This is a genomic window from Peribacillus frigoritolerans (genome assembly GCF_001636405.1).
Classification (GTDB): domain Bacteria; phylum Bacillota; class Bacilli; order Bacillales; family DSM-1321; genus Peribacillus; species Peribacillus frigoritolerans.
Map to the genome: position 1 here is coordinate 3348921 of NZ_KV440950.1, position 23934 is coordinate 3372854.

Annotated in this window: 30 protein-coding genes, 2 pseudogenes and 1 riboswitch; of the genes and pseudogenes, 7 read left to right on the forward strand and 25 right to left on the reverse strand. The window is 40.1% G+C overall.

Annotated features, from left to right (window positions below; all coding sequences use genetic code 11):
• Positions 1-351 precede the first annotated feature (351 nt).
• Positions 352-762, reverse strand: a complete 411-nt coding sequence (locus A6755_RS15985) for a CoA-binding protein (RefSeq protein WP_034312397.1) — start codon at positions 760-762, stop codon at positions 352-354.
• A gap of 491 nt (positions 763-1253) precedes the next feature.
• Between A6755_RS15985 and plsY the strand changes: the two genes are divergently transcribed.
• A complete protein-coding gene (gene plsY, locus A6755_RS15990) occupies positions 1254-1841 on the forward strand; it encodes a glycerol-3-phosphate 1-O-acyltransferase PlsY (RefSeq protein ID WP_063591292.1) in 588 nt (195 codons plus the stop codon).
• A 101-nt stretch (positions 1842-1942) separates the two neighbouring features.
• On the opposite strand, the gene A6755_RS15995 is transcribed toward plsY, so the two are convergent.
• Together A6755_RS15995 and A6755_RS16000 are read right to left on the reverse strand one after the other, a co-directional pair.
• Positions 1943-2146, reverse strand: a complete 204-nt coding sequence (locus tag A6755_RS15995) for a hypothetical protein (RefSeq protein ID WP_063591293.1) — start codon at positions 2144-2146, stop codon at positions 1943-1945.
• A gap of 21 nt (positions 2147-2167) precedes the next feature.
• Positions 2168-2443, reverse strand: coding sequence for a hypothetical protein (locus A6755_RS16000; protein ID WP_063591294.1), 276 nt, complete (start codon positions 2441-2443; stop codon positions 2168-2170).
• Between the two features lie 341 nt (positions 2444-2784).
• Here A6755_RS16000 and A6755_RS25725 point away from each other — a divergent pair, with 341 nt between their 5' ends.
• Positions 2785-2934 (forward strand): YycC family protein, encoded by a 150-nt coding sequence (locus A6755_RS25725; RefSeq protein WP_065310839.1) that lies wholly within the window; start codon positions 2785-2787, stop codon positions 2932-2934.
• 129 nt (positions 2935-3063) lie between these two features.
• Here the strand turns inward: A6755_RS25725 and A6755_RS16005 are convergent.
• Together A6755_RS16005 and A6755_RS16010 are read right to left on the reverse strand one after the other, a co-directional pair.
• A pseudogene (locus A6755_RS16005) lies at positions 3064-4075 on the reverse strand (transposase); the annotation flags it as partial.
• A gap of 466 nt (positions 4076-4541) precedes the next feature.
• Positions 4542-5027 (reverse strand): NUDIX hydrolase, encoded by a 486-nt coding sequence (locus tag A6755_RS16010; RefSeq protein WP_063591295.1) that lies wholly within the window; start codon positions 5025-5027, stop codon positions 4542-4544.
• A gap of 90 nt (positions 5028-5117) precedes the next feature.
• Between A6755_RS16010 and A6755_RS16015 the strand changes: the two genes are divergently transcribed.
• Positions 5118-5414, forward strand: coding sequence for a HesB/YadR/YfhF family protein (locus tag A6755_RS16015; protein ID WP_034312410.1), 297 nt, complete (start codon positions 5118-5120; stop codon positions 5412-5414).
• Positions 5415-5451: 37 nt separating this feature from the next.
• Here A6755_RS16015 and A6755_RS16020 read toward each other — a convergent pair whose 3' ends face one another.
• The 7 genes from A6755_RS16020 to acnA form a co-directional block, all read right to left on the reverse strand.
• Complete coding sequence (locus A6755_RS16020; protein ID WP_063591296.1) at positions 5452-5745, reverse strand: hypothetical protein; 294 nt, start codon at positions 5743-5745, stop codon at positions 5452-5454.
• Between the two features lie 24 nt (positions 5746-5769).
• Positions 5770-6201 (reverse strand): acyl-CoA thioesterase, encoded by a 432-nt coding sequence (locus A6755_RS16025; protein ID WP_034312417.1) that lies wholly within the window; start codon positions 6199-6201, stop codon positions 5770-5772.
• A gap of 157 nt (positions 6202-6358) precedes the next feature.
• Positions 6359-6604 (reverse strand): small acid-soluble spore protein Tlp, encoded by a 246-nt coding sequence (gene tlp / locus A6755_RS16030; RefSeq protein ID WP_063591297.1) that lies wholly within the window; start codon positions 6602-6604, stop codon positions 6359-6361.
• A gap of 66 nt (positions 6605-6670) precedes the next feature.
• Positions 6671-6814, reverse strand: a complete 144-nt coding sequence (locus tag A6755_RS16035; RefSeq protein WP_048678620.1) for an acid-soluble spore protein N — start codon at positions 6812-6814, stop codon at positions 6671-6673.
• Positions 6815-6945: 131 nt separating this feature from the next.
• A complete protein-coding gene (locus A6755_RS26145; RefSeq protein WP_072272906.1) occupies positions 6946-7074 on the reverse strand; it encodes an FbpB family small basic protein in 129 nt (42 codons plus the stop codon).
• Between the two features lie 327 nt (positions 7075-7401).
• Positions 7402-7935, reverse strand: coding sequence for a redoxin domain-containing protein (locus A6755_RS16040; protein ID WP_053534825.1), 534 nt, complete (start codon positions 7933-7935; stop codon positions 7402-7404).
• Positions 7936-8139: 204 nt separating this feature from the next.
• Positions 8140-10851, reverse strand: a complete 2712-nt coding sequence (gene acnA, locus A6755_RS16045; RefSeq protein ID WP_048678624.1) for an aconitate hydratase AcnA — start codon at positions 10849-10851, stop codon at positions 8140-8142.
• 385 nt (positions 10852-11236) lie between these two features.
• Between acnA and sspO the strand changes: the two genes are divergently transcribed.
• Complete coding sequence (gene sspO, locus A6755_RS16055) at positions 11237-11389, forward strand: small acid-soluble spore protein SspO (RefSeq protein ID WP_034312428.1); 153 nt, start codon at positions 11237-11239, stop codon at positions 11387-11389.
• 156 nt (positions 11390-11545) lie between these two features.
• Here sspO and A6755_RS16060 read toward each other — a convergent pair whose 3' ends face one another.
• Positions 11546-11809, reverse strand: coding sequence for a hypothetical protein (locus A6755_RS16060; RefSeq protein ID WP_063591299.1), 264 nt, complete (start codon positions 11807-11809; stop codon positions 11546-11548).
• Between the two features lie 116 nt (positions 11810-11925).
• Here A6755_RS16060 and A6755_RS16065 point away from each other — a divergent pair, with 116 nt between their 5' ends.
• Complete coding sequence (locus A6755_RS16065) at positions 11926-12069, forward strand: small acid-soluble spore protein P (protein WP_063591300.1); 144 nt, start codon at positions 11926-11928, stop codon at positions 12067-12069.
• A 189-nt stretch (positions 12070-12258) separates the two neighbouring features.
• On the opposite strand, the gene A6755_RS16070 is transcribed toward A6755_RS16065, so the two are convergent.
• The 10 genes from A6755_RS16070 to A6755_RS27110 all read right to left on the reverse strand — a co-directional run bounded on the left by A6755_RS16070 (position 12259) and on the right by A6755_RS27110 (position 20112).
• A complete protein-coding gene (locus tag A6755_RS16070; protein WP_063591301.1) occupies positions 12259-13278 on the reverse strand; it encodes a thiazole biosynthesis adenylyltransferase ThiF in 1020 nt (339 codons plus the stop codon).
• Positions 13275-14042: a thiazole synthase gene (locus A6755_RS16075; protein ID WP_034312435.1), complete on the reverse strand. Its 768-nt coding sequence runs from the start codon at positions 14040-14042 to the stop codon at positions 13275-13277. The genes A6755_RS16070 and A6755_RS16075 overlap by 4 nt, the downstream gene beginning before the upstream one ends.
• Before the next feature lies 1 nt (position 14043).
• A complete protein-coding gene (gene thiS, locus A6755_RS16080; protein WP_034312438.1) occupies positions 14044-14247 on the reverse strand; it encodes a sulfur carrier protein ThiS in 204 nt (67 codons plus the stop codon).
• A gap of 14 nt (positions 14248-14261) precedes the next feature.
• The gene (thiO, locus tag A6755_RS16085; protein ID WP_063591302.1) at positions 14262-15386 is read right to left on the reverse strand and encodes a glycine oxidase ThiO; all 1125 of its coding nucleotides are present in this window, start codon (positions 15384-15386) and stop codon (positions 14262-14264) included.
• 1 nt (position 15387) lies between these two features.
• Positions 15388-15999, reverse strand: a complete 612-nt coding sequence (gene tenI / locus A6755_RS16090) for a thiazole tautomerase TenI (RefSeq protein WP_034312441.1) — start codon at positions 15997-15999, stop codon at positions 15388-15390.
• A 40-nt stretch (positions 16000-16039) separates the two neighbouring features.
• Entirely contained in the window at positions 16040-16816 is a 777-nt protein-coding gene (locus A6755_RS16095; RefSeq protein ID WP_063591303.1) for an energy-coupling factor transporter transmembrane component T family protein, read from the reverse strand.
• Entirely contained in the window at positions 16817-18280 is a 1464-nt protein-coding gene (locus A6755_RS16100) for an ABC transporter ATP-binding protein (protein WP_063591304.1), read from the reverse strand.
• A gap of 12 nt (positions 18281-18292) precedes the next feature.
• Complete coding sequence (locus A6755_RS16105; RefSeq protein ID WP_063591305.1) at positions 18293-18877, reverse strand: ECF transporter S component; 585 nt, start codon at positions 18875-18877, stop codon at positions 18293-18295.
• Positions 18878-18892: 15 nt separating this feature from the next.
• Positions 18893-19576, reverse strand: a complete 684-nt coding sequence (tenA, locus tag A6755_RS16110) for a thiaminase II (RefSeq protein WP_063592583.1) — start codon at positions 19574-19576, stop codon at positions 18893-18895.
• A 134-nt stretch (positions 19577-19710) separates the two neighbouring features.
• Positions 19711-19842: riboswitch (TPP riboswitch) on the reverse strand.
• A 111-nt stretch (positions 19843-19953) separates the two neighbouring features.
• On the reverse strand, positions 19954-20112 hold the full coding sequence (locus tag A6755_RS27110) for a hypothetical protein (protein ID WP_174878727.1): 159 nt from the start codon (positions 20110-20112) through the stop codon (positions 19954-19956).
• Positions 20113-20231: 119 nt separating this feature from the next.
• Between A6755_RS27110 and A6755_RS16115 the strand changes: the two are divergent.
• Both A6755_RS16115 and A6755_RS16120 read left to right on the forward strand, forming a co-directional pair.
• Positions 20232-20492 (forward strand): annotated as a pseudogene (locus A6755_RS16115) (2-keto-4-pentenoate hydratase); the annotation flags it as partial.
• A gap of 237 nt (positions 20493-20729) precedes the next feature.
• Positions 20730-21458: a protein kinase domain-containing protein gene (locus A6755_RS16120; protein ID WP_244889748.1), complete on the forward strand. Its 729-nt coding sequence runs from the start codon at positions 20730-20732 to the stop codon at positions 21456-21458.
• A 512-nt stretch (positions 21459-21970) separates the two neighbouring features.
• Here the strand turns inward: A6755_RS16120 and A6755_RS16125 are convergent.
• Positions 21971-22243: an HU family DNA-binding protein gene (locus A6755_RS16125; RefSeq protein ID WP_034312477.1), complete on the reverse strand. Its 273-nt coding sequence runs from the start codon at positions 22241-22243 to the stop codon at positions 21971-21973.
• A gap of 173 nt (positions 22244-22416) precedes the next feature.
• Positions 22417-23934 carry a cobyric acid synthase gene (locus tag A6755_RS16130; protein WP_063591307.1) on the reverse strand — a complete coding sequence of 506 codons (1518 nt, stop codon included), beginning with the start codon at positions 23932-23934 and terminating at the stop codon, positions 22417-22419.

The window sequence follows — 23934 nt, forward strand, 5'->3', positions numbered from 1 at the left end:
TCCGGGCCAAATCATACTGCAATGAAATGACTCACTAGCTTAACAAATCCATTAATACGTTATTATCATTATAACAAGTATAATACTTTCACGAACAAAGAACAAGTGTTCTATTTTTTTGTCCTTTTTATTAGCGTTAGCACATTTGTGTGGAACAAAACGTATCATAGCTACCATTCTAATTGTAGCGGTAAATTTTCATTTGGCAAATATACTTTTATATTTAAATCAAATTAAGCTTTAATGGCTTAATTTTGCCCGACCGCTCAATGCCCGCTATGGCTGCCTTTCAGTTTTTCTCCAGAAATAAAGCGATACCTTAAAAAAAGAGCGGAAGTTCCGCTCTTCATTTTACTTAGTAAGGGCGTGTTCGACTTTTATACATCGATTCATGATGACAGTATGTCCTTTTTCTTTCAAAAAATTATAGGCTTCTTCATTTTCCACTCCTAGCTGCGCCCAAAAGATATCTGCATCGATTTCTGCAAATTCCTTGGCTATCTCCGGAAGGAACTCTGAACGGCGGAAGACATTGACGATATCGACGTGCCCTTCAATATCTTTCAGGGCTTTTACTGCCTTTACACCCAGCACTTCAGATACAGCAGGGTTTACCGGGATGATTTCATATCCGCTATCCTGCATTGCCTTCGATACCATATAAGAAGTTCGCTCAGGGTTATCAGATAAACCAACGACAGCGATGCGCTTCGATTTTTTCAACATCTTTCCCATTTCTTCCCTGCTTGGATTTTCTATCATTCTTTTCAATCCCCTTTTATAATAAAATGTAATATTTGATTAAAGAGTATTCCTAACAAAGGTATTTTACAGAGAAAAGCTGTTTATTACCATTATTAAGAAAAATCATTATACAAGAAAGAATAAGTTTAGAAAAGGCATGACTCACTTAACTTTCTTATGTTCATACAGACTACCACGTATTGTAACAATTTATACAAGGAGGCATCGTTCATAATATATTGACGAAAATAAGGAAGTCTAAACCTTTTACCGTTCATGAACTTAACGTATATCAAAAGATGTAGGTCCATCAAGGAAAATTCATTTTTTTAGTGGATTTTTTTTGGACAGCCGTACCATTTTGTCACGAAAATGTTACAATAAGAGAAGCTTAACAGGTATTTCAGGGCTGTTTTTAGCTATTTCTACACGTTTATTTTTGAAAAAGGGAACAATCTTCCTTAAACGTGATAAAAAAAGAAGATTTTTCTTAAAGAAAGGGTAATAGAATGCTTACATTTATCACTATACTGGCTGCCTACCTGATCGGTTCGATTCCGTCCGGTTTAATAATCGGTAAAACATTTTACAAAATCGACATCCGGGAGCATGGCAGTAAAAATCTAGGCGGGACAAATACCTTCAGGACACTTGGTGTCAAGGCAGGACTAACCGTTACTATCATGGATATACTTAAGGGTACCCTAGCAACTTATCTGCCGTATATGCTAGGCCTGGAAATGCATTTATTGCTAGCCGGAGTTATTGCGGTAGTCGGTCATATGTTTCCCATTTTTGCAAACTTTCGGGGCGGAAAAGCCGTGGCAACTTCTGCTGGTGTCATTCTTGCTTATGAACCATGGTTTTTTGTCTTTGCCGTCATCATTTTCTTTATATCCTTATACATATCCAAATATGTCTCGCTTTCTTCCATGATTGCTTGTCTACTTGCTCTCATCTACAGTTTAGTGTTTCATACTGGTGATTTGCCGCTCATTATTGTAATCAGTTTAATAACGATCTTCATTTTTTACCGGCATCGCGCAAACATCAAGCGGATTATCGATAAAACTGAACCTAAAGTAAAATGGTTATAAGAACATGTGCATTACCATGTGAAGATAGGCCCGTATGCAAGGGCCTATTTTCCATTCTACAATTCATTTGTAAGGCATGCCTCGAAACCTTTTCAGCAGCGCTACCGATTTCCTGGATGATTGACACTATTCCCTGGATTGTCATTTCCTTTTCTGCAATCCATTATATTCCCTTTGATGACTCCGATAATTTCATTGAAGGAATTTTCCGTTAATCCAGATTCCTTCTCACCTGCTTGAATCACTTCTTTGACACTTAGGGCAGAATCAACAACATCTTTCATGTATTCATTTGATGATTGCATGATTGCACGATTGCATCTATTTCAGCTATCGACTTTTAGTCTGTTCAGCAAGTTTCCTGACCTCATTTGAAACAACCGCAAATCCATTACCATGTTCAGCTGCCCGCCTCGATTGCTGAGTTCAATAAAAGGCATCAACAACTCCCTCGACCCGGGGTTCGATTGCCTCTCTAAAATATTGATCAGCTTTAAATCGTATTCCGTTAAATCGATGATATTAACCTGAAGTTTCTCCTGTTCACTGCTTACATCCAATATGCCATCTGTTTCATTTGCTTTTTGAAACCAGTGCTTCACTTTTATGAAAACCCATATCCCACTCCCCGGATTTTGTAATTCCCGACAAAGTTAATCCATTATACCCGACAATAAAATGTGATTCTTTATACCTGTTTAATTGAAGGTAAGTCAGATCACCCTCCAAAAAAATAATTCATTAAGACTATCTATATTTCATTCCGGACTCCACACGATTCTTTTGTCAAGGCAAAAGGGCCTAAGTTATTTCTACATTAACTTCAATTCGAAAAAATCGTTTGGAATTCGTTTAGTGGAGAAAGAGTCAAGTAAGGATTGAATAATTGTTGAACAGGGGCTACACTGGAACTAGTTATTACATATCAATAGGAGAAAGTGCCATGAAACCATTGCAAATATCACCGGAAACTGCATTAAAGTTATCCAAGTCACTAAACTTGCCTTTAGAGCAAATCATGCATATGCCTACACCAGTCTTGCTGAGAAAGCTTGCCGAGGCTGAAGCAAAAGAAAAAGGCAATACAAAATAGCTGCAGGAATCTGCAGCTATCATTTTGTAGACAAAAGGGGTTCGGAATTAAAACATTCTGAACCCCTTTTGAAATCCCCTTTGAATTTTCGCCTAAAGTTAAGAGATTGCGGCTCTACAAGCCCACATGTTAGGCCATTTTTGGACCTCGCCATGTCCAATTGGCCATCTTCTTTAAATAAATGGCAGTGAAAGTTAGCGTCGCCTGCATTAACAATTTTTTAAGTCCCCTTAAAGTAGTCCAACGCATACCATGCTTTTCTTTTGCATCTGCGAATACACGCTCAATCGTTTCTTTACGTTTTGCATATATAGGTTTTACATCTTGATGATGACGCAGATGATCTGCTTCTTCCACATGTGTTTGCCAGATATGCCGTGTCACCACTTTTTGACAGTCTTTGCTTTCTGTACACCGAGATAAAAATGTGCATGTTGTACAAATTTGTTTTGGCGATTTGTACTCGCAATAGCCCTCTTTATTTGTTGTTGAGTACTTTAAAGTTTCGCCCGAAGGGCAAAGGTAACAATCAAAATGTTCATCGTATACATAGTCCTGTTTGCGGAAAAATCCTTCTTTGGTGCGAGGACGTGTATAAGGTAAAGCCGGTATGATTTCTTTGTTAAATAGGTAGCTAGTAATCGCTGGTGTTTTATAAGCTGCATCTGCGGCAACGGCTTACGATTTTCCAACTTTCTCAATCACTTGTTCAACTAGTGGCTCTTAGGTCTGGACTGTCATGAGTATTTCCAGGTGTTACGATCATTCCCAATACAAAACCGTTGCGGTCTGCGGCCGCTTGGAATGAATAGGCAAACTTTTTTGTTCGGAAATTTATCTGGTGGAAAAGGCTTTTTTCCTTGGTTTTCACGATCTTGATTGATTTCTTCTTGAAGACTTCCTTGATACGCTCGTGTTTCTTTACGAACGATTTTCTTTTCAAATTTCCGTTTATTCGCACTGGCTTTCACATGTGTGGAATCCACGAAAACGTGTTCAGCACTTATTAACTTTTTATTAGCATCTGTCATTAAAATGCGATAGAAAATCTGTTCAAACAGGTCTCTATCTTTAAAGCGTCGCTCATAATTTTTCCCGAACGTGGAGTAGGAGGTACTTTATCATGGAAACCATAGCCTACTCCAGGCAAAAGTGTTCTATCTAAAAGGTAAGACAAAGTTGATTGGAACGAAAGGTACGAGACTCCTGCGGGAAAAGCGCGTCTAGGGGAGACCCCGCAGGCGAAAGCCGAGGAGGCTCCCCGACCGCCCGCGGAAAGCGAGTGCCTGGAGTGGAAATCAACGTCCAAATTGTACAAGCCATAAAAATAGACAAAGTCGATTTTCATCGAGTTTGTCTATAGTCTGATAGCTGCAGGAATCTGCAGCTATTTTTGTGCTCATATGGGTACGAAACGATCTTACGGGCAATACCATTTCCGGATTTCCTTTTACAAGCCCCGACTTTATGAGGAAATTAATTAGATGGATTTCGTTTTATCCTAACAATATATAATTTCAGAGTCTTGCTTAACTCATAAATATATCAGTATTCCGAATATTCCCCCGCCACTTTGTTAGATGGCTAAGGAATCAAAAAGGCGGTTTTCAATTGAAAGTCAATTCTTTTGCCATATCATTCAGAGGCTTCTTTTTGACTGATATTAATTGTTCATTTTCATAGGTGCATGCAAATTCTTGTGGTGGTTCATCCTGTAATATATCTTTCAGGTAATACTTTATGTTGGACACAACTTCACTTGCCTCCATAACCCATTGAAATGGCTTCCAGGCAAGTTCCCCTTCATCACAGGCAGATAGCCCTCCCCCTGCATCTTCAGCTCTGTAAACATACATTCCACCTGTTTCATTCCATGTCACGATTCCTCTAAAGCTCATCCCCCTAACTTTCAATCCAGTTTCTTCAAGAATTTCGCGTTCCATCGATTCATCGATGGTTTCACCTTTTTCTATTTTCCCGCCTATGCCATTCCATTTATGCCGATTGGGATCCTTTTGGCGAAATAGCATCAACACTTCGACTTCGTTGGATCTTTTTCGAGTTATGAAACAAATATTATATATAATATCCATTGTTATTTCCTTTCTTAAACGCACATTATTCGCATCTACCGCATAATTACTTTATACTTAAATAACGAACCTCTAGGAAGGAGAATGAGTATGAAACTGACCATTTCCGATCAAGCAGCTAAGTGGTATATTGATGAACTGGGGCTTCAAGAAGGCTCTCATTTGCGCTTTTATGTAAGATATGGCGGGCATAGTACCGTCCAAAGCGGCTTTTCATTAGGTATCATGCAAGAAGAACCAGAAAATGCAGCGGCCGCAACGACTATGAACGAGATTAATTTTTATGTAGAAGAAAAAGATTTATGGTACTTTGATGGCCACGATTTACTTATTACTTTTAATGAAAAACTGACTGAACCAGAATTTCAATATGAAAAGAGTGCTTGACAATAAAGCAGCGGTGTAAACTGCTGTTTTTTCTTGTTCAATCGAGCAGGCGCTCTTCAATATCTTCCGCCCTAAGAATTTCCGCTTGTTTATCCCCTAAAAGATCAAAATGAGAATAGCCATCCTTCCTGTGATGAATCCACTCTTTTTTTAGCCCGTATTGCTTACCCCACTCCGCTAAACTCCTTAAATCCTTGCATCCGACTTTTGTTACCGTCTTGCAACCGGGAAATCGGTCATCCAGCCAATAATGAGTTAAAAAAGCTATTTGGCCTTGATCGATTTTCTGCTTCCAGGCTACGATGTCTACCCGTTTAATCCCAAAAGCCATTTTTGATCACCTCAATAATTGTAATTAAACCAATTCATCCTGCTTTTTATTTTTCTCATAGGCCTCATGCCATTCAGGGTACATGCGTTTAATGGATATTGGGCGGAAGCTCTCCTTTTTAACGCAAACGTGGGAAGAATGACCTGTAGCCGCCACTTCATTTTTCCCATTAACGATCTCATACCCATAAACGACGCGTAAACCGTCATATTTTTCAATCCAGGTTTTAATTTTCACCTTATCACCATATCTAACAGGGGTTTTATACGAAGCTTGAATATCCATAACAGGTGAGAGGATGCCATCCGCTTCCATATCAGCATAATAAAACCCTAAATCATTTATCAATTTTGTCCTGCCTAGTTCCATCCATATTAAATAATTCGCATGGTAAACAACACCCATTTGATCTGTCTCTGCATACCGCACTTCAATTTCGTTTTCAGCTATGAACATTTTGTTTCCCCACTTTCATTTCTCTTGCAATAAACATTTTACCATAACAATTGTGCAAATTTCATTTAAGCTGTCTTTATAGACTGTTTCCCTTCATTGAACCTAAAATGAAAGGGGAGAAAGATTTCTCATCTCTTTCTCCCCTTTACCTAGTTGTTTACATATTATCGTTACTATAACCGTTTTCCCGTGCTTCCTGCTCATCTTGCATTTCTTCCTTCATTCCATCAATGCTCTTTCTTCTTCGTTCATTTTTATCCTGAATTGCCTGCTTTTCTTCCCCTGAAGAAAATGATAACGTTTCATTTGCAGCGATTATGTTTTCTTCCGTATTTTCTATTGCATCTTGAATTTTTTCAACATTATCCAAACGATTATCCGGATTGTGCTTATTTGTGCCCATTATTTTCACCTCATGTTATTTATTCACATAATATTATTACGATTACTTTATAACCTTGTCCCTTGATTACTCGCCTTTAGTTTGAATGACCTGAGCATGCTTGCCTGATTTATCCTGCATTTTCTTACCGTTGTTCCCGCCCGCTGCTATTGGCTGTGTTCCTTGATGGCTCGGCCTAAAGTGTTTGGAATCTTTTTTTGGATTACCCATTTCTATCGCCTCCTTCTCTTATCATGGATAAAAAAGAGGAAATTCATGAATGCCAGTTTTTGAAATAGTTATGAAAAAAGAGCCAGCACCTTGAAGGAACCTTCATGGCACTGACTCTTTTTAAGCAAAGACTATTCAGCCTTTTGCATATGTTTTTTTTCAAGACGTTCTTCAAGTCTTTCCATTTGTTTAACGTCCATCAATAATTCCCTTTTATTTTCTTTAATTAATTCTTCAAATGTCCTTTTTCTTTTTTTCATGCTTTTCACCTACTTATTTTTAATATACAATTCAGCATTGCCAAATTAACGTAAAATTATGACTATATGGTTTCCATCCCTTCAATTGTCATAATTATCAGATTTTTAACCTGATAAAAATTCCATTTCTCCGCTCTCTATACTTTAACCCTTTTTTCATAAACTTTAACCATATTTTTTTGAATTTTTTGATTTTTCCATTAAAATTTGACAACTTTGTTACACACAATAAAAACGGAACCTCATAAGGTTCCGTTCCTTGTTTTAAGAAACCGGGGTTTTCGGCAGGGGTGTGTCGCAAATCACTTCAAACTTCATAAGATTACCCTACTGCATACTATTTATATTTCGTTCCATATCTTTTAAGGTCATGGCTGAAATTACCTTATTCCTGATAATGCCTTTTTTGTCGATGAAGTAAGTTGTCGGTATGCTAAGAATTTTATAGCGCTCATTCACTGGATTTTTTGCACTTTGACTATCCAGCGGTATGGTAAAAGTAATTCCATTATCCTCCACAAATGCTTGTACATCATTTTCAGGGTCAATATTGACTGCAAGTACGACGACATCATCACCCGCTTGTTGTGTGTATTTCTCCATATCCGGCATTTCCTTCTTGCAAGGCGGGCACCACGTTGCCCAAAAATTCAGCATTACCTTTTTTCCCTCATAATCCGATAATTCAACTTGTTTACCATCCAACGTTTTCAGGGAGAAATTCGGTGCTTTAGCTCCAATTTTCAATCCACCCAAAGCATCTTTTTCGTCATTTCCCTTTGATTCATTATCCATCGCCTGCACGATCGCTACAGTAATAAGTGATAGTAAGGCCACCGAAGCAATAATTTTTTTAAGCATACTCGTCCTCCTAGTCCCATTACAATAAAAATATTAGTCCATTTCCAGAATTAGAACAACTTCCCTATTCCATCTTAACAATAAAAGGGTGTGCGGAAAAGTGCAATTCCTATAAATCATATCATGATATCTCATTGTTTCATAAACCTGACACAAAAAAAGCGGTAAACCTATAATAGGTTTACCGCTTCCTAAAAGCTGAAATTAGCCTTTTAATTTATTACGTAATACCATTTGAAGGATACCACCGTGACGGTAGTAGTCGATTTCGATTTCGGAATCGAAACGAACAAGTACATCAAATTCTTTTACGTTTCCAGCTTCATCAGTAGCTGTAACTTTTACGATATCACGCGGTTTAACCGTTTCGTCGATTTTAACTGCGATGGCTTCTTTACCAGTCAATCCAAGCGTTTCAGCGTTTTCGCCTTCTTTGAATTGAAGTGGAAGAACACCCATTAATGCAAGGTTAGAACGGTGAATACGTTCAAAGCTTTCAGCGATGACTGTTTTGATGCCAAGAAGGTTAGTACCTTTCGCAGCCCAGTCACGAGAGCTTCCCATACCATAGTCTTTACCAGCAATTACTGCAAGACCTGTTCCATCAGCTTTGTATTTCATACAAGCATCATAGATAGCCATTACATCGCCTGTTGGCCAGTAAGTAGTGTAACCACCTTCTGTACCTGGAGCAACTTGGTTACGGATACGGATGTTTGCGAATGTTCCGCGCATCATCGCTTCATGGTTACCACGACGAGAACCGTAAGAGTTAAAGTCACGCGGTTTCACACCGTTTTCGCGAAGATAGATACCAGCTGGTGTATCTTTACCGATTGCACCTGCAGGAGAAATGTGGTCAGTTGTAACTGAGTCACCGAATTTACCAACTACACGCAAGCCGGAAAGTGGGTTAACTGAACCCGGTTCTGGTGATAATCCTTCAAAGAATGGAGGATTTTGAATGTAAGTTGATTTAGAATCGAAAGCATAAATCGCTTCGTTGCTTGTTTGGATTTCATTCCAACGTTTGTTATCGTTGAATACTGTTTCGTATTCTTTACGGAATAATTCCGGTGTAACTGTTGCTTTAACAGCAGCGTTAACTTCTTCTTGTGATGGCCAGATATCAGCAAGATATACATCGTTACCATCTTTATCTTTACCAAGTGAATCATTGTTAAGATCGAAGTCCACAGTACCAGCAAGTGCATATGCAACAACCAAAGTTGGAGAAGCAAGATAGTTCGCTTTAACTAGTGGATGAATACGACCTTCAAAGTTACGGTTACCAGAAAGTACTGAAGTTACTAGAAGATCTGCCTCAGCAACAGCTGCTTCGATTTCGTCAGCCAATGGACCTGAGTTACCGATACATGTTGTACAGCCGTAACCAACTACGTTGAATCCTAATTGATCAAGGTATGGTTGAAGACCTGCATCACGAAGGTAACCAGTAACAACTTTAGAACCTGGTGCCAATGATGTTTTTACATAATCCGGAACAGTCAAGCCTTTTTCAACTGCTTTTTTAGCAATAAGACCCGCCCCAAGCATTACGTATGGGTTAGAAGTGTTCGTACAGCTTGTGATTGCAGCAATTGCAATCGCACCTGTTTTCATTACCGTTTCTTTGCCATCGGCAAATTTAACAGTTACTTCTTTATCCAATTCAGAATTGTCCATGCCAAAACCTTGGTTGCCCATAGGTGCATTGATTGCGTCATGGAAAGATTTTTTCATTTGAGAAAGTGGAATCAAATCTTGCGGGCGTTTAGGGCCTGAAAGGTTTGGTTCAATTGCTGAAAGGTCGATTTCCACAACATCATTGTATGCTGGATCTTCGTTTTCAGGAGAGTAGAACAAACCATTTTCTTTGCAGTATGATTCAACCACTTTAATTTGTTTTTCATCACGGCCTGTTAAGCGCATGTAATCGATCGCTTCTGCATCAACAGGGAAGAAACCAACTGTAGCACCGTATTCAGGAGCCATGTTAGCAATTGTTGCACGGTCAGCAAGTGGAAGGTATCCTACTCCTGGGCCGTAGAACTCAACGAATTTACCAACTACGCCGTGTGCACGAAGAACTTGTGTTACTTTCAATGCAAGGTCAGTAGCTGTTGTACCTTTAGGAAGTTGGCCAGTCAGTTTAACACCAACGACTTTTGGAACTGGGAAGTAAGAAGGCTGTCCAAGCATGCCTGCTTCTGCTTCGATACCGCCGACACCCCAACCAAGAACACCAATACCGTTGATCATTGTAGTATGTGAATCTGTACCGAAAACAGAATCAGGGAATACTTCGAAGTCACCGTTTGGAGTTTCAACAGCATGAACCACGTTCGCAAGGTACTCTAGGTTAACTTGGTGAACGATACCAGTTGCCGGTGGAACTGCACGATAGTTGTTGAATGATTTTTGAGCCCAGCTTAGGAACTGGTAACGCTCTGCATTACGTTCGAATTCAAGATCCATATTGGCATCTAGGGAATCCATTGTACCTGCTTTATCAACTTGTACAGAGTGGTCAATTACAAGGTCAACCGGGATTTCCGGGTTGATTTTGTCAGGATCTCCACCAAGTGCCGCGAAAGCATTACGTAAAGAAGCTAAATCAACAACAACTGGAACACCAGTGAAATCTTGTAGGATTACACGTGAAGGCTTGAACGGAACATCTATATCTTGTTGCTCGCTTGTTCCCCATTTAGCAAGGTTCGCAACGTGTTCTTTTGTGATTACTCTTCCGTCTACTTGGCGAAGGACCGCTTCAAGTAATACTTTAATGGAATATGGAAGGCGTGATACTTGGCCATCCCCTGCTTTTTCAATAGCGTCTAGGCTGTAGTAGTTGTAGCGTTGCCCATCAATTTCAAAGGACTTACGCGCTTGGTATACGTCATTTTTCGTCATGAATATTACCCCCTATTAAACTGTCAGAACGTATTCTGCACATGAAAGTAAAACCTGGTTCACTGAAACCATGTTTACTATAAATATAAGTAAAAAAGTTAGTTTGTCGAATTTTCTCTCTCTTCCCCCACCCTAACTCTTCCTTCAACTTAATACTAATATAGAAATGAGTATAAGTAAATAACAAGAAAGTTATTGTTTTTGATAAGTTTCTCTTATCGAAAAAAATCCCCCACATATTAAAGTGCATGTAAGAAGCCTTGCTGATATGCATTTTCTTGAAAATACCCCAATTTGCGGCCTGATAAATTATTCCAGCAAAACATATTGACACTTCATACATAATCATTCGACATTATCGCATTCTATGGGTGGAGGTGTCGAAATGACAAAACAAAAGGCAAATCATGTTATACCAGGTATGAATGCAGCAAAAGCGCAAGGTAATGGGGCCGGATACAATGATGAACTGGGAAATGAACCGCCATTATCGGAAATGCAAAGGCAGAACAATAAAAAAAGAAAGAAAAACCAATGATTCCCATTATTTCTAGGCTTTAAATAGGATAGGCTTTTTGAAATGGCAGATGTCCTGCATTTTTCAAAAAGCCTATTCCTTTCTAAAATCAATTAACGCACAAGTAAGTCGCGCAAAACTTACGAGTAAAGCGCTCATGACACTAGTACCTGTAACTCAATATTCCTCAGAATTGACCTCATTGACGATTGCCTGGATATCCTGTTCGAATTTTTTCAATTGTTCTTTCTGATGTTCGGAAGCGGTGACTAAAGCAGATTGTATTTGTTGATAGGCCTCGTTCACTTCCTGCTTCACATGTTTCAATTCCGTTCCGTAATTCGGTGCGTTTTTCTCAATGGATGAGTATACATCAAATACTTGTTGATAACTTTGCTGGGCTTCCTGAAAAGACCTTCGCTTATCTTGTTTATCCTGCATTTGGATTCAGCTCCTTAAATATGGTGTCCATCCATAGCATGTACGAGGTTTGCAAATATATGTATGTGAATAAAATTTCACGGACTGATTATCTTAAGAGATAGGAGGGATCGAACATGAACAAAAACGATGGTAAAGATATGCGAAAAAATGCTCCTAAAGGAAATACCCCAGGTCAACCAGCACCATTAAGCGGTTCTCATAAGGTGAAAAACAGGCAGCACTCCCGTCAGAAGCATAATAGCAGTCATGATATGTAAGCTGTTCAAATAATCGTTCCATAACAAAGCGGTGCCGCCCCAAAAAGGCAGACACCGCTTTCGTTTTATATTGTTGAAGCAAATAAGTCACATTGGAAAATGTTCGATACCTTCCTATTATAAGGGCATCTTTTTTTTGGCACTCTTTCACGGGTTTAAACGCGAATTGCAAGTCGGTGCCATTCCCCTTCAGCCAAAATAGCGATGATATAACGTTTTTGCTTCTGCAATATCTTTTGTTCCATGAATCAACGCCCGCCCGTCTTTAAAAACGACCAACCGATGGGTTCCGATGGTAAATGAAAGTAAATAAGGATTCCTGTCGATCTTACCACCTTGTGCGATAAGATTATTTTCAAGTTCCACTAAGTCTCTTTCAACCTTCATTGCCGGCCGGATTTGGACAGAATCCCTTCCGCATAAAACGGCGGTCTTTGTTCGATTTGAATAAGAAAGGTGGGGATACGTTCGATTTGGCCCACATGACAAACAAGTATCCTTTTTTAATTTCGCTACATTTATAGATGAATGTTCATTTTTCCAAAGATCAAATGAAACGATTTTGTTTCTCAGCGATTCGTGATCTTCGACAAGGATTTTTAAAGCTTCCGCCATTTGATGGGCAACGACCGTTTGAACGGCAGGGCTGATGATTCCAGCCGTATCACAAGTCAGTCCTCCAATCGGGACCGTTTCCAGCAAACAATTCAAACATGGGGTCGTCTCTGGGATCACCGTGTAACTTATCCCATAACTCCCTACACAGGCACCGTAAATCCAGGGGATTTTATATTTTTGTGCAGTATCGTTAATAAGCATCCTTGTATCGAAATTATCAGTGGCATCCAATATCAAATCCACGCCTTCAATAAGCTTCGCCAATTCATCAACCGAAACATCCGCCACATGTGATTTTACGATTACATCCGAATTTAGCGCATTCAGGCGATTCTTCGCTGCCACTGCTTTCGGTATTCTTTTTTGTGCATCCTCTTCACAATAAAGCTGTTGTCTTTGAAGGTTGCTCCACTCTACATAATCCCTGTCAACAATGGTGAGTTTCCCAATTCCGGCTCGTACAAGGCCTTCCGCAGATCCCGTACCGAGAGCACCCGCTCCAATCACCAAAACGTGTTTTTTGCGAATTTTCATTTGCCCTTCTTCCCCAATAGGACCAAAAAGTTCTTGACGTGAATAACGCTCATTCATCCAATGCTCAATCCTTCAACTGGGCTGCTTGCAATCGCGTAATCATTTTTTTCGATTCTTCCTGCTTCATACCCCAATCGCCCTGCCTCAATGGCAAGTTTCATTGCTCTCGCCATTTTGACTGGATCTTTCGCCCCGGAAACAGCAGTGTTAAGTAATACGCCATCCGCCCCTAATTCCATGGCGATTGCTGCATCAGAGGGTGTTCCGATCCCTGCATCAACAATTACCGGCACCTCTGATTGTTCCATGATGAACCGTAAGTTCAGTGGGTTTATAATGCCTTGACCAGAGCCAATTGGTGAAGCTCCGGGCATGATTGCATGGCACCCCACTTCTTCCAGGCGTTTAGCGAGCAAGACATCATCCGAAGTATAAGGTAATACGGTGAATCCCAGTTTCACTAATTCTTCAGCAGCTTTCAATGTTTCAATCGGGTCAGGCAGCAGTGTTTTTTGACAGCCAATGACTTCAACCTTAATCATGTCACATAAGCCAGATGCTTTTGCAAGCTGGGCAATGCGCACTGCTTCTTTGGCTGTTTTAGCTCCTGCCGTATTGGGAAGGAGTGTGTATTTCTTCAAATCAAGCTTTTCCAAAAAATTGGGCTGACTGGCTTCAAAAATGTTCATTCTCCGGACCGCGAACGTTAATATTTCCGTCTCCGAAACCTCCACAGATTGTTTTTGAACATCGAAATTCGGATATTTTCCAGTACCTAATAATAATCTTGAAGAAAATTCATATGAACCAATCTTTAACATTTCATCCGCCTCCTACAAAATGTACAATCTCTACCTTGTCTCCATTTGACAAAAGTGTTTCACTTAGACTTTCTTTTGCTAATATTTCATCATTCAATTCAACGATCACTACTTTTTGATGTAGATTAAAGTGTTGTAAAAGCCCTGTAACTGTTGATTCTTCAGCAGGAATCCGTATTTTTTCCCCGTTAATAATCAATTCCAATTCATCCACCTCCATCAAGAAAAAAGGGGCTGTATCGAACGGTCCAATCGAAAAGGGGACCATTCGGGATTTGCCTTCCTTTCCAAAATATCCGCTATAAGTACACCTGTAATTGGAGAAAGCAAGATGCCATTCCTATAGTGCCCCGTTGCAATGAAAAGTCCCTTGCATGCCGGATGTTCACCAAAGTACGGTAAGCCGTCCCCAGTTTGGGGGCGTATACCTGCCCATGTCTTTTCCAATTCGGTTCCTTTAATCGCCGGAAGCAATTGCGTTGCTCTTTCTATTAACGTAGAAATCCCCTCAAGACTTACCTTTTGATCGAAAGTGTTCGCTTTAACCGTTGCCCCGACAATGATTCTTCCGCCAACTTTGGGCACAAGATAGCAGCCATGTGAGAAAATTGTCTTTTCAAGCAATGGACGATCGGTCAGGACGGAAAAGCACTCTCCCTTTACTGGATAACTGTCGAGTATGATCCCTGATTTTTCTAGGAGGAAAGCACTCCAAGCGCCACCTGCCACGATGACATTTTCACTTGAAAATCTACCTATGTCCGTGACAACTCCCGTTACACATCCGTTTTCCGTAACCAAATCGGAGACATGAACAAATTCCTTTATATCCACACCAAGGGCAGCTGCAGATTCAGTAAAAGCGAGCGACAGTCTTGTGGCTGAAACTTGTCCATCATTCGGAATGAACATGGCTCCTTTAATCTCATCCGATAAAAGCGGTTCCGTTTTCCTTATTTCGGCAGTCGATAGCCATTCAGCCTCAAATCCGGCATTTTGCTGGACTTTGATCATGTTCTTCAACTCGGCTACTTGCTCACTCGATAGCGCCACCTTATACATGCCCTTATTCACTAATTCGATGTCTATTCCGCTTATGTCTTTTAATTCTTCCGCCAGTGCAGGAAACATCCCCCTGCTTCGACTTGCCAATGTAAAAAGGGGATTATCAGGATCTAACTCGGATTGTGCTCCTAACATCCCGGCTGCAGCACTGGATGCTTTACTGGCAAGTCTGTCTTTTTCCAATAAAAGAACCTTCTTACCTCGCTTGGCTAATTGAAAGGCAATGGATCCACCTATTACTCCTCCCCCAACAATGATTGCATCATATATGGAATTCATATTATGTCTCCTTTCCTAAAGACTTTGCATATTCTTTAACGGCTTCAATCGGATTTTCAGCTTCAAGCACACCTGACATGACCGCAATTCCGTGTGCCCCCGCATCCAGCACGTCTTGGCAATTGAAAGGTGTTATTCCTCCTATCGCAATTATCGGAAGATCGACATTTCTTGTGATTGCATGAAGCTCCTCAACTCCCCTAGGAGGAAGGCCAATTTTTGAAGCCGTTTCAAAAACATGTCCATAAATCGCGTAATCGGCCCCTTTGCTGAATGCGGCTTTCGCTTCATCCATGGAATGGATCGAACAGCCAACATTCATCCCTGGAAAAGCTCCTTTTACGACTTCTGCATCTAAACTATGAAAAGCCAATTGCACACCAAATACTTTGTGTACCCAGGCTACATCCACCCGGTCATTAATGATGATCTTAGAAAGCGGAATCTTATTATCATGTAATAGCCTCACTGCTCGATAGAGTTCCGAAGCACTCCTATGCTTTTCCCTTAGATAAAAGAAATCAACATGTTCCTGAATGTTTGAAGCGATTTCCACAAACTTTTCAATTGGCTGTTTCCCAGTGGAAATTATATGCAATTCATGTGCATTCATACTAGAACCCCCAACTAGCAAAGTTACAATCTCATAAAAATCAAATAGATACTAACGGGAATTGAATCGATAGGTAAAAGCCGGCCAACAGCAGGATGATAAAATACAGAATGAAACCATGGTCCATTTTTGAAAAACCAAATTCATAATAGTATGTTCGATCCCGAGTGTCTGTAAATCGCTTTGCCTCCATCGCCACCGCGATTCGGTGAGCACGTCTGATGCTTCCGGATAACAATGGGATGGAATAGGATTTCATTTTAAAATAGACCGACCTTATCCCTTTTCCTCTTTCGAAACCGCGTACCTTCATCGCGTTTCGTATCGTTTGGAACTCCTCCATCATGATGGGAATCAGCCTTAATGCCGCCATGAAACTATAGGCATATTTCGGTTTAAGCTTAACTTGCTGCATTAACGAATAAAACAAGTTCACTGGTCTCGTCGTTAAGGAAAAAGTTAAACCAAGGGCCGCAAAGAATAAAGCTCGAAAGCCTACCAGTAATCCCCTCATGAAACTTTCTTCCGTAATCGATATGAGGCCCCACTCAAACCAAAGCGTCTCACCTTGCCCGAATAATATCATTGCAGAAGAGGTGGATATAAAAATGAAACAAAAGGGAATCGACAAAAGCAGGATGCGTTTTATCGAATGCCCGGTAAAAAACAAAAATAATATCAATACTCCAATGGTGATGTTCATCATATAATTCAGGTCATGAATGAATAACGCCACGATGCATAATACAATCAGTACACCAAGTTTAAGGCTTGGATTAATTCCATGGAGCCATGTTTCTGCGTTTGAAACATTCATCTACATGACACTCCTTTTAACTTTGGTCTCGACAAATCCGGCTTGCGCGATGTTTTTATCACTTATTACGTTTCCGCCCTTAACCGTCCAGATCCTGGTTGCAAAGTTTTTTGAAATATGTTCGTCATGAGTTACCATGATCACGGTTATTCCGCGCCTTCGATATTCCTCGAACCATTCCAATAATGCAAAGGTATTCTTCGAATCTTGGCCAAATGTCGGCTCATCCAGGAGAATGATTTTTTTGTCGATTACGATTGATGCTGCTACGCTTAAGCGACGCTTTTGACCCATTGATAATTGAAACGGATGTTTATCCCGATGTGCCTCAAGGCGGAACACTTTAAGCAATGAGCGGACTCTCTCATCTATTTCTTGTTGCGGCCTTTTATCAATACGCAATGAATAGGCAATCTCTTCATATACAGTATTTGCAACGAACTGAAACTCAGGATTTTGAAAGACAAACGTCATATGATCCGTTGGATTTTTCACCATTTTAATGGGGTTCCCCAATAATTCATACGTACCTTTCGTTTTTATGAACTGCATCAATGCATGCAAAAGTGTACTCTTGCCCGCGCCATTTTCTCCCCTGATCACAATCCATTCTCCTGAATGGACCTTCAGCTCTTCAACGTGTATTTTTTCCTCTTTATTCCGAAAACCGCTAAATCCTTGCACATCCAGAAGAGGTAAACCATCTGTAAATTGGTGTTCCCTAGTGGGTGCATACTTCTGTATATATTCATCCCAAACACCAGGAAACCAAATTCCATGTTCTCTCATTTCATTTTTATATAGGGAAAGAATGGTGTCTCTTGGACCATCAGCTATGATTTGACCGTCATCGTTTAAAAGCACGATTCGTTCGATGAATTCTAAAACATGGTCAATTTTATGTTCGACGATAATAACCGTTTTGTCTTTTCCGACTTCCTTCAACAAGTCCCAGATTTCTTTCGTTCCTTCCGGATCAAGCATGGCCGTCGGTTCATCTAAAAATAGCACTTCTGGTTCAAGGGCCAATACTGAAGCGATTGCCAGACGCTGTTTCATCCCGCCTGATAATGTTTCTATACTTGTATGCCCTAGGTTCAATCCTACATTACGGATTTGATTTTCAATTTTCTCTTTCATTTCTTCTTTAGGGACGGAAAGATTCTCAAGGACAAAGGCAATTTCCTCATCGGCAAATGGCATGCAAAACTGGCTATCAGGGTCTTGAAAAACATACCCCCATGAAGAAGGGCATTTCAATTTCTCCGCTTTCATCGGTACTTCGATGGAATTCGGAATCAATCCGCTTAACACTTGCAACAGAGTGGACTTACCACATCCTGATGGTCCCAACAATAGCACTTTTTCTCCTTGATCAAACGTTAATGATAGGTCCTTGAATATCAAAGATTCATCACCGGGATATTTCATTCTTAACTTTTCAACAGAAACGATTGGTTCCATGGCCCTCAACCTCTACTTTTGATCCAGTTCTGCATAATCTTTATTGGAAACCGGACGCACAAGATTTGTTACTCCTGTTGCTTCCAGGACTTTAACTAGATAATAAGCGGTCACACCTGCAAAGAATATGGAACCCACAAACCTCGTTATCATGAATAACGATAGATTCCAAGTTGAAAGCGCACCTATTTCCCCGTATGCAAAATCCATGATAACTGATGCCAGGCAGGAAGCTATCGCAGCTAAAACGGCCACCTGCATATTGAATTTTTTATATTTAAAAGTCATGAACACCAGTTCCGCGAACAAACCTTGGACCACCCCATATAACAGTACGGTCAGTCCCCATGGTGAACCAAGGAAGAACTCCCCGGAAGCTGCAGCTATCTCCGCCAAAAGTGCCACACCCGGTTTCCGTAAAATTAAGAAGGCGACGGGGCCAGCTATAAACCACATTCCATAAATAAGTTGATCCAGATGTAATCCTAACGGTTTAACGGAATAATAAATCGAACCCCAAAGGATATAAACAATTCCAAATGCTACCGCAATCACGATCGTGACCAATATGTCCGTTAATTTCAATCCTTTTTTCATTGTTTCATTCTCCTTTTATACTTCTAATGTTTCCTTATGAACGGGCCATGTCTCTAAACGATAAGCCATTTCCCAAAATGAGTATTCATATTGGCTGCTGAGAATAAAATGCTCTTTCATTCTCGCCTTATCTTCTTCAGTTACTTTTTCAGCAATCTCATCCAGCCTGGCAATTTGTTCTTCCACCAAAGTGCGGAACCACTCTCCTCCGTAAGCCGCTATCCACTCTTGATAAATCGGCTCTTCGGGCATGCACTCTTGCAGCTTTTCACCTATCTCATAATACAGCCAGTAACACGGCAAGATAGCTGCAATAACATCTCCTAAATGTCCCGAATAAGCCGCACGATACATATGGGAAGTATAAGCATAGGCAGTCGGGGCAGGCTTGAAATTTTCCCGTTCTTCTTTAGTGATGCCTAATCTCTCGGAAAAATTCTCATGAAGCTTCAACTCCGCTTCATATGTTCCTTGTGCATGGCCGGCAAGCCTGCTTGTTGTATGTAAATCTGTAGCTTTGACTGCCCCTAAGGCTTGAACTCTAGCAAAATGAGATAAATAATAGGCATCTTGCATGACATAGAAACGGAAACACTCCAATGGCAATGTGCCATCTCCTATTCCTGCAACGAACGGATGATTAAAACTAGCTTCCCAAATGTGATCAACTTCCTTACGGATTTCCTCTGAAAACTTCATGTCCATTACCTCCAAATTGTATTTTTTCAATGAACGTTTCGGAAAAAACACTTATCACCCCTTTTTTTGCAAACAAAAAACCACTTTCTTAAACGTAAAGAAAGTGGTTGTACTTGAAATAATACAGAAATGTATAGTTCCAGACCCCACTTCCCTACGCTGGTATAAACCAGATCAGGTTCTAAGGGTCTTAAAGTCATACTTCAATCTCAGCTTTTGTGGGTAAAAAATCAACTTTTACCTATAAAGCACCCCTAGTGGTACAAATTGTATATTAAATTCATTTGCCTTTATATTAACACGATAAATCCAATTGTCAAACGTATTAGAAAAGTTTTCTTGATTTAGGGTTACTAAACTTTCAATCTTCCATACCCTCATTTCCCGTAGCCTTCAAAGAATTTGATCAAAGGGAGCTCAGTTAGTAGTTTACTCGTGAATTTTGCCGGTTTACTCGTGAATTCAGCTGTTTTACTCGTGAATTTTGCCGGTTTACTCGTGAATTCAGCTGTTTTACTCGTGAAATTGACTTTCACTTGGGATTTCTGCTGTTTTACTCGTGAGTTTAGCCGGTTTACTCGTAAATTCTACTGTTTTACTCGTGAGTTTTGCCGGTTTACTCGTGAATTCTGCTGTTTTACTCGTAAATTCAGCTGTGTCAGGTAAGAAGATAGGCTTGACTTCAAAGGCTATGCAGGAGGTTCTGGGAGTGGATGAACCGGATTATGGACATTTACTTGATACGATGAAAATAGAAAATGACGGCTGCATTTCGAGTTTGCGGTTAATCCAGCCAAAAGTGGAGGCAGAAGTAGCTTTCATATTAAGGAAAGATTTACATGTCCCCAATATTACGGTTGATGATGTAATCGAGGCCACTGATTATGTGGTTGCTTCGATCGAAGTGGTTGATAGCGAATAATTTATTTTTAATTGTGAACTATCAAAAGATCTCCCCGAAGAAATGACTTTCATTACCGCATTATCAAAATCAGTGTTAAACTATCCATGTTCATTCATATTTCCAGCTTAATTAATAACGGCCTTTTTTTGTTCTTGACTTGAATAGATGAAAGTGGTGAGGAAAGTTTCAATTTTGCGTTCCTTTAGAAAGTTCTACCAGTTAATTGTGGATATTCCTTTAAAAAAGAGTGTGGTTTTGAATTACCGCTACGAGGTAAAAGCTGTAATCGGAACAGGAAGCTACGGTATTGTTTATCGTTGCAATGATTTGAAAAAGAATGAAAATATAGTGATCAAACAGCTCAGGAAAAGTAAACGCCGCAGCAAAAAAGAGCTGAAACAGTTTGAAAATGAAATTTCCATATTACGAATGTTAAACCACAGAAATATCCCTAAATTTCACGAGAAATTTTCGCAGGATGGAAATGTTTATTTTGTGATGGATTTCATAGAAGGGAATAATTTAGAAGACCATATTTTCTCGAATCAATTAACGTTCAATGAGAAAGAGTCTCTATATTTTCTATATAAGCTGGTCGATTTAGTATGTTATCTACATGAGCATGACATTTTCCATCAAGATTTACGTATACCGAATATTTTACTTAAGAACCATCAGCCCATTTTGATAGACTTTGGTTTGTCCAAGATGATCAATTCGGACAACCTCGCTAAAGAATCCATTTTGCAGCTGAAAAGGCAGGATTTTTACGACTTGGGGGAAATACTTCTATATGTACTTTATACGACGTACGCTTCCAAAAGTAAAAAAGCACTTCCTTGGACAGAAGAGCTTTCGTTAGAAAAAGAAACTGTGTATATACTGAAAAGGTTATTAAGCATCCAAGAACCTTATTCAGATATTAAAGATATCTCAATGGACTTGCAGGCTGTATTGAAGTCAAAGAATTGGAATTAGCTGCTGCTGCCCCGCCCTTTTCTCTTGTAGCGGTCACTTCCACTCATGGGATACCTTTTGTACCCCCGGCTGCTGCTGCTGCTGCCTCGGCGATAATGCCCATGTCTTCGCTCACTGCTGCCTTGGGAAAGCTGTTTGATTTTTTTCATTATTTTCTTCAGCATTTCTTTCACCTCTTTTATTTTTGTTTTAAAGCCTGTTATTCATTTAGCCTAACATAGTCACAGTATAAACCTTATTAATAAGTACTATAATTTTTTTTCATTTGTGTTACAGTCCATTACTGCTTCATGGATACGGCTTTTTTCATTGTTGGTCATGGGAACGCCCTAATCCCTTCAATTTATGAAACGCCAAATGGCTCTTACAACATACGAGTAGAGACAAAGTCGATTTATTATCTTTTCCATTTCTGAGTTACATTCGGTATATATTATCTGTTTTTCGAATCAGTCAGTAAACAAAAAACCTGGCGCATATTTCATCGCCAGGTTTTTTTCTTCGTTCACCTTTTATTTTACAGCTTCTTTTAATTCCTTACCTGCTTTAAAAGCAGGTACTTTACTAGCTGCAATTTGTATTTCTTCGCCAGTTTGCGGGTTTCTTCCTGTACGGGCAGCACGGTCACGCACTTCAAATGTACCAAAACCAACTAATTGGATTTTTTCATCTTTAGCAAGTGTAGCCGTGATTGTTTCAAACAATGCATCCACTACTTTTTTTGCTTCGTCTTTTGTCAGTTCAGCTTGTGCTGCAACACTGCTCACTAATTCTGTTTTATTCATATGAACACCTCATCCTTTTATTTTGCATAAAATATGTAGAGAAGACAACATAACATATCTTGTATGCCTCTGTCACTTATTATGGCTAAATAAAAGGAATTGCAGCTCAAAATTGATCTTTCTTGCAGATAAAAGGGCCTTGATCAACATACTAGGCACGATCTGACTCTTGTTCAACTTTCTGCAGTTTCGAGCTGCAACCATTGATAGATGGTATCCATATCAATATTTTCTTCCAGATGGGAAGCCAAGAGGTTATACGCTTCCTCCCTGCGCTCCGAGTCGCTTTGAACGTTTTCCTTCACTTCATCCAACCCCTTGTTCCGTCGAATTTGGTTAACCAGTAATCTAGTGAACAAGCGATTATGGAATATTCCATGGAGATATGTTCCCATAACTTGGTTGTCATTGGAAATGGCCCCATCCTCTCTTCCATCCTTCAATAATAGAAAGGGCCTTACTTGTGACTTCAATGTCGTTCTGCCTAAATGTATTTCGAAACCGTTAAGATTCATTTGACTTTCCATTATCCCAGCAGAAAGGACACCTTCCATTTGTACCGTCTTCTTTTCTGCTTGAAAGACTGTTTCCACCGGAAGAAGCGAAAGCCCTTCTGCGTTCTCACCATCACCCTCGATAGCATCAGGATCGAAAAGTTCAGTCCCTAGCATTTGAAAACCGCCGCATATGCCGAAGATTTTCGTTCCTTGTTTCCGCCGTTCATCGATGGCCCGATCAAATCCCATACGTTTCAACCACTCTAAGTCTTCCATCGTGTTTTTTGTACCCGGCAAAATTAGCAGATCGGGATTACCTAACTCATGGACACTGCTAACAAGTCGGACACCTACTCCGGGTTCATCGAAAAAAGGATCCACATCTGTAAAATTGGAGATCCGCGGAAATCTCAGGACGGCTACATCGATCGGAAACTCAGCCTTTTTAGGTTTTTTAAAACGTAAGGAAGAGAGGGCAAGTGAATCTTCCGCTTCAATATTCACGTCTAGATAAGGCAGCACCCCGAGGACCGGAATCCCGGTTTCCTTTTCCACCCATTCAATGCCATCGTCCAACAATTCACGCATGCCACGAAATTTATTGATGATGATCCCCTTTACACTATCTCGTTCTTCTTGATCCAATAAGGCAAGTGTCCCAATAATGGACGCAAATACTCCACCACGATCAATATCGGCCACTAAAATGACAGCCGCATCCGTGAGTTTAGCCATTCGCATATTTGCAATATCCCGGTCCTTAAGGTTAATTTCAGCAGGACTTCCTGCCCCTTCGAGTACTATGATGTCATATTCATCTTGTAGTTTTTCCACCGATTTACGGATGATGGGCATGGCTTCCTGGACAAATTGGGACCGATAGCTTTTTGCATTCATATCAAGAAAATGTTTTCCGTGAACGATCACTTCCGAAACCATATCCTGCTTTGGTTTCAGTAAAATCGGATTCATATCAGTCGTTGCCGTTATCCGTGCCGCTTCCGCCTGCACTCCCTGAGCCCGTCCGATTTCACCGCCATCCAAGGTTACATAAGAATTCAATGCCATGTTTTGTGATTTGAAAGGGACGACACGTAATCCTTTATTGGAAAATACCCGGCAAAACGCCGTACAAATCAAACTTTTCCCTACATCGGATGACGTCCCTTGTATCATGATGGATCGTGCCTTCAT

What these genes read in the sequence shown, in the direction of transcription:
- A6755_RS16010 (WP_063591295.1), bottom strand. Translation starts at nt 5,027, where the DNA reads ATGGATATTATATATAATATTTGTTTCATAACTCGAAAAAGATCCAAC.
- tlp (WP_063591297.1), bottom strand. Translation starts at nt 6,604, where the DNA reads ATGGGCACAAATAAGCACAATCCGGATAATCGTTTGGATAATGTTGAA.
- A6755_RS16060 (WP_063591299.1), bottom strand. Translation starts at nt 11,809, where the DNA reads ATGCAGGATAAACAAGATAAGCGAAGGTCTTTTCAGGAAGCCCAGCAA.
- A6755_RS16105 (WP_063591305.1), bottom strand. Translation starts at nt 18,877, where the DNA reads ATGAAAAAAGGATTGAAATTAACGGACATATTGGTCACGATCGTGATT.
- A6755_RS16015 (WP_034312410.1), top strand. Translation starts at nt 5,118, where the DNA reads ATGAAACTGACCATTTCCGATCAAGCAGCTAAGTGGTATATTGATGAA.
- thiO (WP_063591302.1), bottom strand. Translation starts at nt 15,386, where the DNA reads ATGAATTCCATATATGATGCAATCATTGTTGGGGGAGGAGTAATAGGT.
- A6755_RS16125 (WP_034312477.1), bottom strand. Translation starts at nt 22,243, where the DNA reads ATGAATAAAACAGAATTAGTGAGCAGTGTTGCAGCACAAGCTGAACTG.
- A6755_RS26145 (WP_072272906.1), bottom strand. Translation starts at nt 7,074, where the DNA reads ATGAAAAAAAGAAAAAGGACATTTGAAGAATTAATTAAAGAAAATAAA.
- A6755_RS16065 (WP_063591300.1), top strand. Translation starts at nt 11,926, where the DNA reads ATGAACAAAAACGATGGTAAAGATATGCGAAAAAATGCTCCTAAAGGA.
- A6755_RS16040 (WP_053534825.1), bottom strand. Translation starts at nt 7,935, where the DNA reads ATGCTTAAAAAAATTATTGCTTCGGTGGCCTTACTATCACTTATTACT.
- A6755_RS16035 (WP_048678620.1), bottom strand. Translation starts at nt 6,814, where the DNA reads ATGGGTAATCCAAAAAAAGATTCCAAACACTTTAGGCCGAGCCATCAA.
- sspO (WP_034312428.1), top strand. Translation starts at nt 11,237, where the DNA reads ATGACAAAACAAAAGGCAAATCATGTTATACCAGGTATGAATGCAGCA.
- A6755_RS16020 (WP_063591296.1), bottom strand. Translation starts at nt 5,745, where the DNA reads ATGGCTTTTGGGATTAAACGGGTAGACATCGTAGCCTGGAAGCAGAAA.
- tenA (WP_063592583.1), bottom strand. Translation starts at nt 19,576, where the DNA reads ATGAAGTTTTCAGAGGAAATCCGTAAGGAAGTTGATCACATTTGGGAA.
- A6755_RS16075 (WP_034312435.1), bottom strand. Translation starts at nt 14,042, where the DNA reads ATGTTAAAGATTGGTTCATATGAATTTTCTTCAAGATTATTATTAGGT.
- A6755_RS16070 (WP_063591301.1), bottom strand. Translation starts at nt 13,278, where the DNA reads ATGAATGAGCGTTATTCACGTCAAGAACTTTTTGGTCCTATTGGGGAA.
- A6755_RS16130 (WP_063591307.1), bottom strand. Translation starts at nt 23,934, where the DNA reads ATGAAGGCACGATCCATCATGATACAAGGGACGTCATCCGATGTAGGG.
- acnA (WP_048678624.1), bottom strand. Translation starts at nt 10,851, where the DNA reads ATGACGAAAAATGACGTATACCAAGCGCGTAAGTCCTTTGAAATTGAT.
- A6755_RS16100 (WP_063591304.1), bottom strand. Translation starts at nt 18,280, where the DNA reads ATGGAACCAATCGTTTCTGTTGAAAAGTTAAGAATGAAATATCCCGGT.
- plsY (WP_063591292.1), top strand. Translation starts at nt 1,254, where the DNA reads ATGCTTACATTTATCACTATACTGGCTGCCTACCTGATCGGTTCGATT.
- A6755_RS15985 (WP_034312397.1), bottom strand. Translation starts at nt 762, where the DNA reads ATGATAGAAAATCCAAGCAGGGAAGAAATGGGAAAGATGTTGAAAAAA.
- A6755_RS16095 (WP_063591303.1), bottom strand. Translation starts at nt 16,816, where the DNA reads ATGAATGTTTCAAACGCAGAAACATGGCTCCATGGAATTAATCCAAGC.
- A6755_RS25725 (WP_065310839.1), top strand. Translation starts at nt 2,785, where the DNA reads ATGAAACCATTGCAAATATCACCGGAAACTGCATTAAAGTTATCCAAG.
- tenI (WP_034312441.1), bottom strand. Translation starts at nt 15,999, where the DNA reads ATGAATGCACATGAATTGCATATAATTTCCACTGGGAAACAGCCAATT.
- A6755_RS16025 (WP_034312417.1), bottom strand. Translation starts at nt 6,201, where the DNA reads ATGTTCATAGCTGAAAACGAAATTGAAGTGCGGTATGCAGAGACAGAT.
- A6755_RS15995 (WP_063591293.1), bottom strand. Translation starts at nt 2,146, where the DNA reads ATGCAATCATCAAATGAATACATGAAAGATGTTGTTGATTCTGCCCTA.